General features: G+C 53.2%; 11 protein-coding genes and 1 pseudogene. 5 read left to right on the top strand and 7 right to left on the bottom strand.

Translation table 11 applies throughout. The features are described from left to right. Positions 1–72: 72 nt before the first annotated feature. Positions 73–339, bottom strand: a complete 267-nt coding sequence (locus ACHZA1_RS08600; RefSeq protein ID WP_320054830.1) for a hypothetical protein — start codon at positions 337–339, stop codon at positions 73–75. Positions 340–686: 347 nt separating this feature from the next. On the opposite strand from ACHZA1_RS08600, the gene ACHZA1_RS08595 reads away from it, so the two are divergent. Together ACHZA1_RS08595 and asnB are read left to right on the top strand one after the other, a co-directional pair. Continuing rightward, the gene (locus tag ACHZA1_RS08595; protein ID WP_320054829.1) at positions 687–890 is read left to right on the top strand and encodes a hypothetical protein; all 204 of its coding nucleotides are present in this window, start codon (positions 687–689) and stop codon (positions 888–890) included. 206 nt (positions 891–1,096) lie between these two features. Then, on the top strand, positions 1,097–2,764 hold the full coding sequence (gene asnB, locus ACHZA1_RS08590; RefSeq protein ID WP_320054828.1) for an asparagine synthase B: 1,668 nt from the start codon (positions 1,097–1,099) through the stop codon (positions 2,762–2,764). 316 nt (positions 2,765–3,080) lie between these two features. Here the strand turns inward: asnB and ACHZA1_RS08585 are convergent, their stop codons facing one another. From ACHZA1_RS08585 to ACHZA1_RS08575, 3 genes are read right to left on the bottom strand one after another with little or no spacing between them, the layout of a single operon-like run. Continuing rightward, the gene (locus tag ACHZA1_RS08585) at positions 3,081–4,871 is read right to left on the bottom strand and encodes an NADH-dependent [FeFe] hydrogenase, group A6 (protein WP_320054827.1); all 1,791 of its coding nucleotides are present in this window, start codon (positions 4,869–4,871) and stop codon (positions 3,081–3,083) included. Positions 4,872–4,889: 18 nt separating this feature from the next. After that, positions 4,890–6,059, bottom strand: a complete 1,170-nt coding sequence (locus ACHZA1_RS08580) for an NADH-ubiquinone oxidoreductase-F iron-sulfur binding region domain-containing protein (RefSeq protein ID WP_320054826.1) — start codon at positions 6,057–6,059, stop codon at positions 4,890–4,892. Positions 6,060–6,071: 12 nt separating this feature from the next. Further along, positions 6,072–6,533, bottom strand: a complete 462-nt coding sequence (locus ACHZA1_RS08575) for an NAD(P)H-dependent oxidoreductase subunit E (RefSeq protein ID WP_320054825.1) — start codon at positions 6,531–6,533, stop codon at positions 6,072–6,074. Positions 6,534–6,752: 219 nt separating this feature from the next. Between ACHZA1_RS08575 and ACHZA1_RS08570 the strand changes: the two genes are divergently transcribed. Continuing rightward, positions 6,753–7,091 carry a hypothetical protein gene (locus tag ACHZA1_RS08570; protein ID WP_320054824.1) on the top strand — a complete coding sequence of 113 codons (339 nt, stop codon included), beginning with the start codon at positions 6,753–6,755 and terminating at the stop codon, positions 7,089–7,091. A 451-nt stretch (positions 7,092–7,542) separates the two neighbouring features. On the opposite strand, the pseudogene ACHZA1_RS08565 reads toward ACHZA1_RS08570, so the two are convergent. Further along, positions 7,543–8,766, bottom strand: a pseudogene (locus tag ACHZA1_RS08565) (IS256 family transposase). A 159-nt stretch (positions 8,767–8,925) separates the two neighbouring features. On the opposite strand from ACHZA1_RS08565, the gene ACHZA1_RS08560 reads away from it, so the two are divergent. Next, positions 8,926–9,663, top strand: coding sequence for a DUF6261 family protein (locus ACHZA1_RS08560; RefSeq protein ID WP_320054823.1), 738 nt, complete (start codon positions 8,926–8,928; stop codon positions 9,661–9,663). A 203-nt stretch (positions 9,664–9,866) separates the two neighbouring features. Further along, positions 9,867–10,352 (top strand): hypothetical protein, encoded by a 486-nt coding sequence (locus ACHZA1_RS08555; protein ID WP_320054822.1) that lies wholly within the window; start codon positions 9,867–9,869, stop codon positions 10,350–10,352. Positions 10,353–10,485: 133 nt separating this feature from the next. On the opposite strand, the gene ACHZA1_RS08550 is transcribed toward ACHZA1_RS08555, so the two are convergent. Both ACHZA1_RS08550 and ACHZA1_RS08545 read right to left on the bottom strand, forming a co-directional pair. Continuing rightward, the gene (locus ACHZA1_RS08550) at positions 10,486–11,970 is read right to left on the bottom strand and encodes a Na+/H+ antiporter NhaC family protein (RefSeq protein ID WP_320054821.1); all 1,485 of its coding nucleotides are present in this window, start codon (positions 11,968–11,970) and stop codon (positions 10,486–10,488) included. 203 nt (positions 11,971–12,173) lie between these two features. Then, positions 12,174–14,099, bottom strand: coding sequence for an aminotransferase class I/II-fold pyridoxal phosphate-dependent enzyme (locus ACHZA1_RS08545; RefSeq protein ID WP_320054820.1), 1,926 nt, complete (start codon positions 14,097–14,099; stop codon positions 12,174–12,176). Positions 14,100–14,162 lie beyond the last annotated feature (63 nt).

The following is a 14,162-nucleotide window of genomic DNA, read 5'->3' as shown; positions in this document are numbered from 1 at the left end:
TACGTTTAAGTAATACGGCAATCTAGTCGCTTTACCTTGTTCGCTGATTAAACTTCGCTCAACAAGAGAAAGCTACGAACCAAGATCAACCATATTTTTAAGTTCTTGCATTGTTTTTTCACTATCACAAAACTCATGTAGTTTTTTTTCTAATGAATTAATAAAACTAATTGAAGCAATTCCGCTTTTAACTAAAAACAAATCTTGGATAAATTCGTCAATTACAATCCAATCCTTATCCTTAATGGTTTGCTTTTGCAAAGAAGTTCCTATTCGACTCCAGCCATCAATATCACCACCAAAGTATTTGTACACTTCCAATTTTTCTTGAGTAATCATGGTTTGAAATTGTAAAATTTAAAAGAATTTTTCCCCCAGTTCGCCGTAGCCTGCATCAGTGCACGAGGCTAGGAGAAGTTTGCAACTTCGACTTTGCTAAGTAGTGGGTTGGCTACGCCGAACTCGCGCAAAGCGCTCGGTTCAGACCGCAATCAAAAGTAGTAAAAAAGTTAAGCGTAGCCGTAGAGGTGAGTTGTGATTGTGGTGTCTAGGCGTTTCATTACAGTCTACGACCGCTACTTAAGTCAGACGGCATTGCAAATGCCGCCTAGCCCTGTGCCTTTATTTTACTCTATGGCTAGCAAAGGGGCTACCCTCGAAATTTGATAGTCGAGGATGTAAATTCAATGGTCGACCTTCAAAATTTGGTGGTTGAGGATGCAAATTCAATGGTTGACCCTCGAAATTTGATGGTCGAGGATGCAAATTCAAGGGTCGACCTTCAAAATTTGGTGGTTGAGGATGTAAATTCAAGGGTCGACCTTCAAAATTTGATAGTCGAGGATGCAATTTCACTAGTCAACCTTCAAAAGATGATCCGGAATATTTAATCCTTATTTGCTTTGATGCGCTTTTCTGTAATCGACCCCTTGTACGGCGCGCACAACGAATCGGTGGTGATCGTCAGCGCATTATTCTACCAGGATGTAGGGCGAAAAATGAGAGCCAGTATTATTTAGCTTGCATTTGTGGGCAATATGGAGTTTATTGCCAAAATCCGATTCCGGATAACGAAGAGACAACAAAACAAATTTTTATGTGTGGAATAGTCGGAGTTTTCGATTTGAAGTGTAAGTCGGCAGATTTACGCCCACAGGTGCTCGATATGGCCAAGCGCATACGGCACCGTGGTCCCGATTGGTCGGGCATCTTCTGCGACGACAAGGCGATCCTCGCCCACGAGCGCCTGTCTATTGTAGACCCCGAGTCGGGTCGCCAACCCCTTTACAGCAAAGACCGAAATTTGGTGCTCGCTGTTAATGGCGAGATCTACAATCACCTCAATATCCGAAATCAGTACGCCAATAAGTACGAGTTCCAAACCAACTCCGACTGCGAGGTTATCCTTGCGCTTTACCAGGAGAAGGGTCCCGACTTCCTCGAAGAGCTAAACGGGATCTTTGCCTTTGCGCTATACGACCGCGAGAAGGATGTGTACGTGATTGGTCGCGACCACATGGGCATCATTCCGCTCTACCAGGGATGGGATCAGTACGGCAACTACTACGTGGCCTCGGAGCTCAAGGCACTCGAAGGGTACTGCAACCGCATTCAGGAGTTCCTACCCGGCCACTACCTCTACAGCAAGGATGGCGAGATGAAGCGCTGGTACACCCGCGACTGGATGGAGTATGATGCCGTTAAGGATAACGAAACCGATATTGCCCTCCTTCGCAAGGCGCTGGAGGATGCCGTGCACCGCCAGCTGATGTCCGACGTGCCCTACGGGGTATTGCTCTCGGGCGGATTGGACTCGTCCATCATCTCAGCCGTGGCCAAGAAGTACGCCGCCAAGCGCATCGAGAGCGACGACACCAAGGAAGCTTGGTGGCCGCAGCTCCACTCGTTTGCCGTTGGCCTAGTGGGCTCGCCCGACCTCATCGCCGCCAAAAAGGTGGCCGAGCATATCGGAACCATCCACCACGAGATTCACTTTACCGTACAGGAGGGATTGGACGCCGTTCGCGACGTTATCTACCACCTCGAAACCTACGACGTAACCACCGTTCGTGCATCAACCCCAATGTTCCTGCTGGCAAGGGTTATCAAGTCGATGGGGGTAAAGATGGTGCTTTCGGGTGAGGGCTCTGACGAGCTTTTCGGCGGATACCTCTACTTCCACAAGGCGCCCGATGCCAAGGCGCTGCACGAGGAAACCGTGCGTAAGCTCAGCAAGCTGCACCTGTACGACTGCCTCCGTGCCAACAAGGCGCTATGCGCGTGGGGTGTTGAGGGGCGCGTGCCCTTCCTCGACAAGGAGTTTATGGACGTGGCTATGCGCATCAACCCCAAGGATAAGATGTCGGGCGACGAGCGCATGGAGAAGTGGGTTCTGCGCAAGGCCTTCGAGGATTACCTACCCGAGAGCGTGGCGTGGCGCCAGAAGGAGCAGTTCTCCGACGGCGTTGGCTACAGCTGGATCGACTCGCTAAAGGAGCTAACCGCTACGGAGATTTCCGACGAGCAGCTCGCAACCGCCAAGTTCCGCTTCCCGCTAAATACGCCAAGCACCAAGGAGGAGTACTACTACCGCTCGATCTTCGCCGAGCACTTCCCCAGCGATCAGGCTGCTGCCTGCGTACCATCGGTGCCATCGGTGGCTTGCAGCACGCCCGAGGCTATTGCGTGGGATAAGTCGTTTAAGGATATGCTCGACCCATCGGGCCGCGCCGTAAAGAGCGTGCATAAGAAGGGGTACAAGTAGACTACAAACTACAACTCTATAATCAGAAAGCCTGTAAGCATTGTGTTGCTTGCAGGCTTTTTTAATTATCCTTCGATTTTAGGAGAGCGCTTGATGTTATCAGCAAAGGATGTTCTGTGCTTATTCCCCTCCTTTTTTAAGGAGGGGTGCCCGTAGGGTGGGGTGGTTCTGAGCTGATTTTTTACCATATCGCTTTCTGTAATTTATAAATTACAACCACCCCCAGCTGCGCTGACCTCCCGCTTTAAGCGGGAGGTCAGCGCTAAATATACCTTATGCAAACTGTAAAAGAGGGCTCAGCAAGATAGGTGTTTTACTAGTACCCCTTTCTAGGCTTATAGTGCGTATGTAGCAGGTCGTGCGCCTTATGGCTGTTGGGTTCGCCGAGGAAGAGCTTGTAGAGCAGCTTCACCTCGGGGTTGTCGTGCGATTTGCGGATGGCCAGCCCCATGTCTTCGGCGTAGATGGCTGCAACCCGCTTCGAGCGTATCTCGCTGCTGGTTGGTATTGGCTGTCCACCACCTCCAATGCAGCCACCTGGACAGGCCATCACCTCTACGAAGTGGAACTGCAGCTCGCCGCTGCGGATACCTTCCACCAGCTTCTTGGCGTTGGCTAAGCCGTGCGCTACTGCCACCTTAAGCTCTACCCCTTCGAGGTAGCTGAACTCGGGTTTTACGTTGGTCAGCTTCAGCGAGGCTTCCTTAATGCCCCCGAAGCCACGAACGGGCGTGATGTTCAGCTTCTCGAACGGAACTTCGGTTCCGGTTACTATTTCCCATGCGGTACGTAGGGCGGCCTCCATCACCCCACCTGTTGCGCCAAAGATAACCCCGGCACCGGTAGATGCGCCCATGAGGCTATCGTAGTGCTCGTCGGAGAGCTTCATAAAGTCGATGCCCGTTTGGTGGATCATCATCCCCAGCTCGCGGGTGGTGAGCACGTAGTCTACATCCTGGTAGCCGCTGTCTCGCATCTCGGGACGTTTAGCCTCGAACTTCTTGGCCGTGCAGGGCATTATCGATACCGATACCATGTTCGATGGGTCGATGCCCTTCTTGCGGGCGTAGTAGGTTTTGGCGAGGGCGCCAAACATCTGTTGAGGCGACTTGCAGGTGGAGAGGTTGTCGAGCATGTCGGGGAATAGGTGCTCCTGGAACTTTATCCAGCCGGGCGAGCAGGAGGTCATCATCGGAAGGGCTACCGTTTCGTTGTCAACCAGCGCTCGTTTAAGGCGGTTGAGGAGCTCGGCGGTTTCCTCCATGATGGTGAGGTCGGCGGTAAAGTCGGTGTCGAGCACGCTGTCGAATCCAATCAGCTTTAGCGCCGATACCAGCTTGCCCGTAACGCGCATTCCTGGTGGAAATCCCAACTCCTCGCCCAGTGCGGCGCGTATGGCCGGTGCGGTTTGCACCACCACGTACTTTTCGGGGTTGTTGATGGCCTTCCACACCTCCTCGATGTAGGTTTGCTCTACCAGCGCAGCGGTGGGACAGCGGTTGACGCATTGGCCGCAGTTGGTGCAAATCACCTCCGATATCGGCTTGCCCATAAAGGTTGATATGAGCTGCTTGTCGCCCTTGTAGGCAACGGTTAGCGCTCCGATGTTCTGTAGCTCGTCGCAGGTGCGCACGCAGCGCTGGCAGCGGATGCACTTGTTGTCATCCTTTACGATGGATGGCGATGATCGATCGATCTTATGGTTCTTGAAGTTGAGCAGGTTCATGAAGGTGTATTCGCCGATGCGGTACTCGGCGGCCAGCTCCTGCAGCTCGCAGCTGCCGTTCTTGAAGCAGCGCGTGCAGTCGGCGTTGTGCTCCGACAGTAGTAGCTCAATGACATGCTTGCGGGCGGTGCGCACCTTCTCGCTGTTGGTAAGCACCTCCATCCCTTCGGCAACGGGCGTTGCGCAGGCGGCGGAAAGGAATCGGCTGCCCTTTATCTCCACCACGCACACGCGGCAGTTGCCGGCAATCGACAGGTCGGGGTGATGGCACAGCGTTGGGATGTTAAAGTTGAGCATCTTGGCGGCTTCGAGGATGGAGGTCCCTTCGCGAACGGCAATGGGGATGTTGTTTATCTTGAGGTTTACCTTAAACTCGTTCATGGCGCTAGGGTTTGGGGGTTAGTAGATGATCTCCTCGCGGAAGTTGTCGACGATGGAGTTGAAGGGGTTGGCTACCGACTGTCCGAGGCCGCACTTGGAGGCAATCTTCATGGTGGCGGCCAGCTTCTTCAGATCGTCAAGGTACTCGGGCTTGCGCTCGCCGCGCTTTACGGCTTCGATGCCCTTGAGCAGCTGCTGGCAGCCCACGCGGCAGGGTGTGCACTGCCCGCACGATTCCTCGCAGAAGAACTCGAGGTAGTCGTGCAGCACGTTGTACATCGAGCGGGTGGAGTTGAAGACCATCATGGAGCCCCCGGTGGGTATCCCCTCAAAGCCAATTATGGTATCGGCAAACAGCTTGCGCGGTACGCAGTGCCCCGAGGCGCCTCCAACCTGAACGGCCTTGGTGTCGCCATCGCCAAACTCGGCAACGAACTCGTCGAGCGGCATGCCCAGCTCCAGCTCGTAGATGCCGGCGATGGGGGTGTCGCCCGAAACGGAGAATACCTTCGACCCCGAGGAGTCTTTGGTGCCCATCTTGCGGAACTGCTCGGCGCCAAGGCGGGCAATCATGGTGACGTACACCAGCGTCTCCACGTTGTTGATTACCGTTGGCTTGCTGTCGAAGCCCCACTGAGTGGGGTAGGGTGGCTTGTTGCGGGGCTCGCCGCGCTTACCCTCCATGCTCTCGAACAGGGCGGTCTCCTCGCCGCAGATGTAGGCGCCGCTGCCGCTCTTTACGCCAACGGAAAAGCCCAGCTCGAGCTCCTCGAGCGTCTTGTTAAAGATTTGGACGTGCTTCAGCAGCTCGGGCAGCAGAAAGTTGTACTCGCCCCGCAGGTAGATGTACCCCTGGTGCGCGCCGATGGCGTACCCGCAGATGGCCATCCCGGTGAGCACCTTATAGGGGACGGTTTGCAGGATCTCGCGATCCTTAAAGGTTCCGGGTTCGCCCTCGTCGGCGTTGCACACCACGTACTTGACGGTGCTATCCTCGGTTTTGGCGAAGCGCCACTTCAGCCCGGTGGGGAAGCCTGCGCCTCCGCGCCCGCGCAGGCCGGAGTCGATCACCTCGAGGATGAGCTCGTCGGGCGTTTTCTGGACGGCGCGCTGCAGCGTCTGAACGATGTCGGCGTAGGGGGTGTCGAGAAATATCAGGTCAACCTTTTTCAGATTCTTCGATTCCATGGCGGCGGGTTTTTAGGGTCGATACTTGCTGATGATGGCTATGGCCGACTCGGGCGTTACGGCCGGGTAAACGTCGTTGTTGACGAGCATCACCGGGCCCTTGTGGCACCAGCCAAGGCAGTTGGCCGTTAGCAGGGTAAACTGCCCGTCGGCGGTGGTACCTCCAATGTGCGTGTCGAGGGCCTCCTCGAGCGCCGCAATCAGCTGGTCCTTGCCCTTCATGTGGCAGGTGATGGTCTTGCATACGCGGATGATGTTGCGGCCCCGGGGTACCGTATCGAGGAAGGTGTAGAAGGAGGCGGTGCCAAATACGTCGGCGGCCGAGATGTTGAACTCGCGGGCTACGGTCAGCATGGCCTCCTCGCTCAGGTAGCGCTCGTGCCCAACGATTTCCTGGAGCACCGCCATCAGGCTGCTGCGCTGCGTGCCATGCTTGTCTACGAGTTCGCGAACGAGTTCTTCGATGTGCGTCATAGCTGTACAGTTACTAGTTCTTGGGTAAGAGAGTTCGGTTACTACGATACCTCAGGGTGAAACGCTCGCGGTAGGAGTAATTTACTGGATAACGTTAGGGGGAATGGACTAGTTTAATTTTTGCTGCAAAATGTTGCGAAAGGAGCATCATCTGCTTAACAAAAGCTTATATTTGGATTCGGAAGCTAATATTTTGATGGCAAAACCTACAAATAGATTATGGATAGCAATAGTAGAGACCTAACGAACATCGACGACAAGCTTCAGGAGCTCGAAGAGCTGGCTGAGGTGATCAACTCCCTGCAAAAGAATCCGAACCATAACCCCGACGAGCTGGAGCTGCTGGCCGAGGTGCTGAAAACGCGCGCACATGAGCTGGAGTCCTTCCTGCTGAAGGCCAAGCAGGAGGTGGACAACCGGCTAGCGGCCCAATCGACCGCCTTCTACTTCCACGTAAAGGAGCTGGCCGATGGGGGCGATGCCGAGGCTCGGAAGGCTTACGAGGATCTCCGTCCGTTGTACGAGAATTACCTCCGCTCGTGCATCGAGCTCAACTAGCCAGGCCCTAGCGGTCGCCGCCTCGGCAACGAGCTTTCACGGTTGCGAGAGCGTTCCCGAGGGGTCGGGAATCAGCTTTCACGGTTGCGAGGGCATTCCCGAGGGGTCGGATATGAGCTTTCACCATTGCGAGGGCATTTCCGAGGGGTCGGGAACGAGCTTTCACCATTGCGAGGGCATTCCCGAGGGGTCGGGGATGAGCTTTCACCATTGCGAGAGCATTTCCGAGGGGTCGGGAATCAGCTTTCACGGTTGCAGGGGCATTCCCGAGGTTCGGGGCTACAGCTTCCGGGATTATTCACGGAACTGTGTCTACCCTATTTTTTCGGAAGCAGGAATTACGCCTGCCTTTTAGGTTAGGGCTGCTAGCGGGGCAAGGGTGGCGGAGGAACGGAGCCACTTGTATACCCTTGCCCCGCTAGGAGGCCTGGCCTTCCTTCGCGGGTGTTCTTCATGCTCCAAACTTGGCCATCCGCTCGGCAAATTTAATGCAAAGCTGCCCGTAGATGAGCTTCCACCCCGCAACTTCCCGCTTTGGGCTCGAGCTGATATCCCGAATAACGAGGTATATCAGCTTCTTGATGGCCATGTCGGAGGAGAAGCACCCCTTGGTCTTGGTCACCTTCCGCATGCGCCGGTGGATGCCCTCGATGGGGTTGGTGGTGTACATGAGCCGGCGGATCTCCCTGCCGAAGTCGAAGAAGGAGCTCAGCTTGTACCAGTTTTCCCGCCAGCTCTTGACGGCGGTGGGGTACTTCGTCCCCCAGCGCTCGGCGAAGCGCTCGAACTCCGCCTCGCCCGCCTCCAGCGTGGGGCTGCCGTAGATGGCCCGCATGTCGGCGGTGATGGCCTTGTAGTCTTTTTTAACCACGTACTTGAGCGTGCTGCGCACCTGGTGGACGATGCAGCTCTGGATGACCGTCTCGGGAAAGGTGCTGCTGATGGCCTCGCTGAAGCCCTTGAGGTTATCCGTGCAGGCGATCAGGATGTCCTCCACGCCCCGAAGGCGCAGATCCTGCAGCACCTCCAGCCAGAAGCGGGCCGACTCGCTCCCGGCAATGTAGATGCCCAGCAGCTCCCGAAAGCCCTCCTAGCTGACCGCGTAGACGTTGTAGAGCGCCTTGCCCTGCACTGCACCGCCCTCGCGGCACTTGAAGTGGATGGCGTCGAACCAGACTATCGCGTAGAGCGGGCTCAGCGGGCGCTGCTGCCACTCCTGCAGCTCGGGGATGAGCCGATCGGTGAGCTCGCTCATCTGGGCGGGCGAGAGCGAAAGCCCGTAAACCTCCATCAGCAGCTTCCGAATGTCGGCGTAGCTCATCCCCTTGGCGTAGAGCGAGAGCACCTTCTCGCAGAGCTCGTCGTCCAGCAGCACCTGCCGCTTGGCCACGATCTCTGGGGTAAAGGATCCGTTACGGTCTCTGGGGGGGCTGAGCTCAAACTCGCCGTTCGAGCTCTTAACCGTTTTGGTGGTAGCGCCGTTGCGCTTGTTGCCCTCCGAATCCTTCAGGTGCTGCTCCAGCTCCAGCGCTAGGGCCTTCTCCAAAAAGTGCTTGAGCAGCGGGGCGAACACCCCATTCTCGCCGCTTAGGCTCTTGCGCTCGTAAAGGCCTTTGATGGCCTCCTTCTCAAATTCCTCGTAGCTGAAGCTCGCTACTTTTTCTTCCTCTTTCATTGTCTGCAAAGTTATCGTTATCATTTTGCAGACACAGTTGCATGAACAGTCTCCAGCTTCCCAGACAAGCTCACCAGCTCCGCTCGGGGGGATGATAAAAGAAATAGTGCACCAAACCATACGACTGATTTGTTTACTTACCTAACCAAATCCTAGATCATGAAACAGCAACTGGGCACCAGCGGCATGAACACCTCGGAACTCTACGAGTACACCTCGCAGACGCTGAGCGTTGCCCGCCAGCATGGGCCTCTTCTGGTTTCGAAGTCGCCGCTCTACCTAGCCGTAGAGGCGAAGTTCAACAAGTACGACGAAGGCTTCAAGAAGGACGACAAGAGCATGCTCACCGATCCGATCTTGGCCTTGGATGCCGACCGCGATAGGGTGGTAAAGTGGCTTTACTACACCGTTATGGGCCTATCGTTCTCTTCTAATGCAACGTCGGTGGAGGCGGCAACGCTTCTGCTCTCGAAGCTCGACACCTACGGATTGGACCTGATTCGGAGCGCCTACAGCGAAGAATCGGCCATGATTAAGGGGCTACTCAACGATTTCAAGCAGCCAGACTATGCGGCGGCGGTGGCGAAAGCTGGCGTGCAGCCCATTCTGGACGAGCTGCAATCGGTACAGACCAGCTTCGACAAGCTCTTCGAGCAGCGCCGCGAGGCCACCCAGGAGCGGCTCGACATCGATGCGGCCAGCATCGCCCGCAAGGAGCTCGAAGCGGCCATTCGCGGCTTCCGTACGCTGGTTGCCGGCATGGCCATGGCCGAACCCACCTCGGAGTGGGGCAAGGTTAACGACCTGCTCCTCCAGCTCGACGCCGAGTACGCCAAAAAGCTACGCACCAGGGCCACCCTTCTCGCCAAGCAGAAGAAGGATTCCGAAAAGAAGTAGCCCTACACCCTCTTTCCGGGTTTGGACGCACTAAAGAGGGGCGATCTCCCCAAAGGAGGTCGCCCCTTGCTCTAGCCGCCTTTCCTCCGACGCCCATGGCTGCACGTAATGGGTTAATTTATTCTACCTTCGGCGGTATCAACAACGATATTTTTTTGTTTTTTTGTTGCGTTGAAAAGGGGATAATCGCTAATTACTTTACTATGAAAAGACAAACCACTTCTTTGCTGGCCCTTTGGGGAATTCTGCTGCTGTTTTCGGCGCTAATTTACTCTTGCGTATCGAACCAGGAGCCCATCTACACCGGAAAATGGGTAGCAATGGATAGCTCTCAGTTCTATACCCCCGACAGCTTAGTTCGAAAAACGACCATCAACCTTAGCGAATCGAAGTTCGTTATCACCAAATCGACAATTGTTGATACCGCAAAATCTTTCATTGATTCTCTTGAAATCAAGGGGAGGCTTTCGGTACTTGCAGAGAAAATCTGTTTTCTTGTAAATGAATTTTCGGTAAGACCAGACACCGCCAAGGGGTATGTTCCATTTAAAAGCGTAGATAACGACTACAAGAGGGTGTCCGAGGAGTATAAGATAGACACCATGCCTACCTACACATTTAGGGTGGTTAATAGCAGCACGCTGTTGCTGAAAATTGGTGATACCGAAAAGAAATATCATCGCGAGTAATCTACCAACGGTATATATAGATCTAAAACGGGCAACCCAGTAAAGGTTGCCCGTTTTCTTTGCGGCCTTTTTCAGATGCCTATCTAGAATTTCATGCTTGCTCTGATAGCGTTATCCGCTGGGTGGCTCACCCCTAAATTGGCTTTGCCCAAAGCGTGTGGATGCCGTACAGCAGCGCAGCGCCCAGCAGCACCACCACGGTAGCCGGAACCCCCATTGCCAACGCCCAAAAGCCGATAAACGATACGATAACAACCGTTACCACCTGCCTAAAATGCGACTTTATGTGGTTGATAGGCGAAACCCCCATCGACGAGGAGGCTAGTATGGTAATGTCGGAGTAGGGGATCAGCAAATCGCCAGCAATGGAGCCGCCAATTACGGCCCCCGATACGATGTAGACCATTTCGCCACCGCCGCCCAAGCCCATGGCCATTCCAAAGGCAATAGGCATCGTAATGGCCATCGAGCTCCAGCAAAAACCCGTAGCGACGCTTATCAGCAGCGCCATCACAAATACGATGGACGGAATCATCGGCGCGGTGATAAACGGTTCGAGTAGCGATACGATGTAGCCGCCCGTATTTAGCGTTGCCGAAACTTCGGTTAGCCCCGTTGCCCAAAGGATAATGAAGGCCGTGGGCAGCATATGAACTATTCCATTCTTAGATGAACTAAAGAACGATTTTATGCTGATAACCTTATTTCTAAAAAGAATTGTAGAAGAGTAGGCTATCGTTACAAGAGTAGCCCCGAATAGCACTTCAATCGTTGGCGAGTTACCAATAATGTCGATAGGCGTATATGTGCTTATACCTTTTACCTTAAGTGCAATAACACCGGCCACTATGGTTCCAACTATAGCTAGCGCAACCAGCATCACGATGGGGTAGATAAAGGTTTTGTGCGTAACCTTTGGATTGATGTTTTGCATCTCCTCAAAGTGTGCTTGTCCTCCCGATTTCATCCGCTTGCCCATCCATTTCCCCGAAAATGCGGAGATGAATGCGAAAAACAAGAGTAGGTAAATGAATATGTTATAAGGAATCATCTTTACCAAGTATTCAGTAGAGGAGATATTCAACCCGAAAGGTTTTCCGGCATCTACCATAAGCGAACCCTCGTAGGCCGCCCATGTTGAAACTATTGCGCCAGAGGCAATGGTAGCCGTGTTATCGATAAGGTAGGTGAGGTACACCTTAGGGATGCGCTGCTTGGCCGCCACCGAGCGCATAGAGGTGGCGCTTATTAGAATGCTGGCATAGTCGTCGAAAAAGAGGACAAGGCTGATGAGGAAGGTGGACACGCGCGTCTTTTGCGGCTTGTCGAGGTAGCGAATGATGTATTCGGCAAACTTATCAAAAGCGCCACTAAAGCGGAGCTGCTCTAGCAATGCCCCTACTGCTAGGATGAAAAGAATAATCATGTTGCGCTCGAAGTTGCTAAAGCAAAGCGCAACGTAGTGCAGCAGCTCCTTTGGCGATGCCGCAAGCGATGGGGCAGCCACAACGCTGCCTACCACAACCCCTAAAAACAGCGCCCAAGTAACCTTGCGCGTAGCAAAAGCCACAACAATGGTAACCAATGCTGGAAGGAGCGATAGAATACCGTACTCCATTTTTTATAATGATATTAACAGGTTCAACAAAACTGAGATATTGGTTGTATACAGGCGATCAAGCAAAACTTTGGCTAGGATTTTTGATGTAAGTATACCAAGAGGCTATTTATCCTCTCCTAATGAGGGGACAACTTTGAGTAGCTGTTATTGCTTATTCCTGTTCGCCAAAGTCTTGATACTAACATCTAAAATTTAGCATCTTACTGTACTACTGCATGCCCCTTGTCGGTAAGTTGCTTTTCCTCTTCGGGGGTGCAGACTTTAATTAGGCCTTCGTTTAGCCCGTGTATTTCCACATTATAGTCGCGGTACACCTGCAGGGCGTTTACGATATCCTCGGTAATAAGCTGGCCGGGAACAAGGAATGGTATTCCTGGAGGGTAAGGAACAATCATGGTGGCACAAATACGGCCAATGGCGTTGCGCAGCGGCATCATTTCGCCATCGGTGTAAAAGGCGAAGCGGGGCAGGTACTTAATTGGCGACAGCTTCAGCTTAAAGTCCTTCCATATCTCGTTTACGGCGGCCTCGGCTTGATTGCCGCTCATCCGCTCGATGCTTTCGAGGGCAAAGTAGAGGCGGTTGATCTTACTTTGGGTGGTGCCAATGGTAATCAGGAGCGTGAGGGTATTGAAGGTGGTCTTCTCTACCTGAATATTATGCTTTGTCATAAGGATGCGCTCCACCTCGTGGGCGGTGTAGCCCGAGTTGGTGACATCGATGGTGATCTTGGTCTTGTCTAGGCGAATGTTGTCGTTTGCCACTTCCTCCGAAATAAGATCTTCGAGTTCGAGTACCCTAAACTTCTTAAGCGAGTTGATCGACTTCTTGAGCATCTCCGAGAGCTTTAGCGCGTTGGAGAGCAGCGTGTAGCCTTCGAGTACCATTTGCTTGCGGGCAATGTCCAGCGAGGCAATCATGGTGTACTGCGGCGAGGTTGAGGTGTGCATGTTGAGGTTTTCGGTGAAGAACTCGCGGTTCTTCTCGAAATCGGGGTCCTGCACATGGATCATCGACGCCTGGCTGAAGGAGGACATAGTCTTGTGCGTTGATTGGGTGGCATAGTCGGCACCTGCCTCCATGGCGCAAGGCGCAAACTCGGGATGGAAGTGGGCATACCCAAACCAAGCCTCATCAACAATTATTTTAATACCCCTATCGTGAGCCTCTTTTACGATATCAGCTATATCATAAATTAAACCATCGTAGGTACAGTTGGTAAGGATTATTGCCTTGAGGCGTTTGCCATCGGCAATGGCCTTATCCATCTTTTCGATGATTTGCTTTTTGGGGATTGGCCCAAAGATGCCATATTTGTTATTAACCGACGGCATTAGGTAAATTGGTTCGGCACCGCTGATAATCACTCCGTAATGTACCGACTTATGGCAGTTACGATCTAGGAGTATTGCATCGCCTGGTTTGAGCAATGTTTGTATCAGTATCTTGTTGGAGGTTGATGTTCCGTTGGTGGCAAAGAAGGTGTAGCGCGATCCGAACGCGCGGGCTGCTAGTTCCTGCGCCTCCTTGATTACGCCTTTAGGTTCGAGCAACGAATCGAGCGCCGGTACCGATACCGAGAGGTCGGATGCAAACATGTTGTGACCGAAGAAGTCGTAGAAGTCCTTCACCCAAGGGGAATTCTTAACTGAGAAGCCACCTGCATGGCCGGGAGTATGCCACGAATCTCGGGTAGTATTGGAGTACTCCACCAGCGCATCGAAGAAGGGTGCCCTAATCTTTCCGTTGTACACTACGCTATGGATTTTGCTGGCAATATCCTCGTAATCGTTATCGCCGCGGTAGAAATAACCGCTAAGTAAGCCACCTGTAGTATATATTTCGCCTGCAGTTTTGTTGGTGAGCAGGAAGATATCCACTTCGAATCTAACTTTGCTGATTAGCTTGAACAGCTCCTCGCCAACAACGTAGGTCTTATCGCTATCGCTGAGCGGCACCTTCCAGGAGGTGAGAACAGCTTGAATGGAGCCATCGCTAAGCAGCAGCTGCTCGGCTTCGGCAACGTTTTTTGCGGTAAGCATGTTCATGCCCTGCTTCTCGAGCAGCGTGGCAACTTCGCGGAGGCGCTTGGCTTCCGAGTCGATTAAAAGGATGGAGTAGCTCATGGCCAATCTAATATTTTATGTGCAAATCTACCTGTTTTTATTCAGATCATAAAAAAAGCGCCT

The sequence above is a fragment of the uncultured Acetobacteroides sp. genome, from assembly GCF_963667355.2.
In the GTDB taxonomy this organism is placed as follows: Bacteria; Bacteroidota; Bacteroidia; order Bacteroidales; family ZOR0009; genus Acetobacteroides.
This window is presented reverse-complemented; position numbering and strand designations above follow the sequence as displayed.

Excerpts from the sequence above, each read along its gene's own strand:
- ACHZA1_RS08600 (WP_320054830.1), bottom strand. The coding sequence starts at position 339 with ATGATTACTCAAGAAAAATTGGAAGTGTACAAATACTTTGGTGGTGAT.
- ACHZA1_RS08595 (WP_320054829.1), top strand. The coding sequence starts at position 687 with ATGGTCGACCTTCAAAATTTGGTGGTTGAGGATGCAAATTCAATGGTT.
- asnB (WP_320054828.1), top strand. The coding sequence starts at position 1,097 with ATGTGTGGAATAGTCGGAGTTTTCGATTTGAAGTGTAAGTCGGCAGAT.
- ACHZA1_RS08585 (WP_320054827.1), bottom strand. The coding sequence starts at position 4,871 with ATGAACGAGTTTAAGGTAAACCTCAAGATAAACAACATCCCCATTGCC.
- ACHZA1_RS08580 (WP_320054826.1), bottom strand. The coding sequence starts at position 6,059 with ATGGAATCGAAGAATCTGAAAAAGGTTGACCTGATATTTCTCGACACC.
- ACHZA1_RS08575 (WP_320054825.1), bottom strand. The coding sequence starts at position 6,533 with ATGACGCACATCGAAGAACTCGTTCGCGAACTCGTAGACAAGCATGGC.
- ACHZA1_RS08570 (WP_320054824.1), top strand. The coding sequence starts at position 6,753 with ATGGATAGCAATAGTAGAGACCTAACGAACATCGACGACAAGCTTCAG.
- ACHZA1_RS08560 (WP_320054823.1), top strand. The coding sequence starts at position 8,926 with ATGAAACAGCAACTGGGCACCAGCGGCATGAACACCTCGGAACTCTAC.
- ACHZA1_RS08555 (WP_320054822.1), top strand. The coding sequence starts at position 9,867 with ATGAAAAGACAAACCACTTCTTTGCTGGCCCTTTGGGGAATTCTGCTG.
- ACHZA1_RS08550 (WP_320054821.1), bottom strand. The coding sequence starts at position 11,970 with ATGGAGTACGGTATTCTATCGCTCCTTCCAGCATTGGTTACCATTGTT.
- ACHZA1_RS08545 (WP_320054820.1), bottom strand. The coding sequence starts at position 14,099 with ATGAGCTACTCCATCCTTTTAATCGACTCGGAAGCCAAGCGCCTCCGC.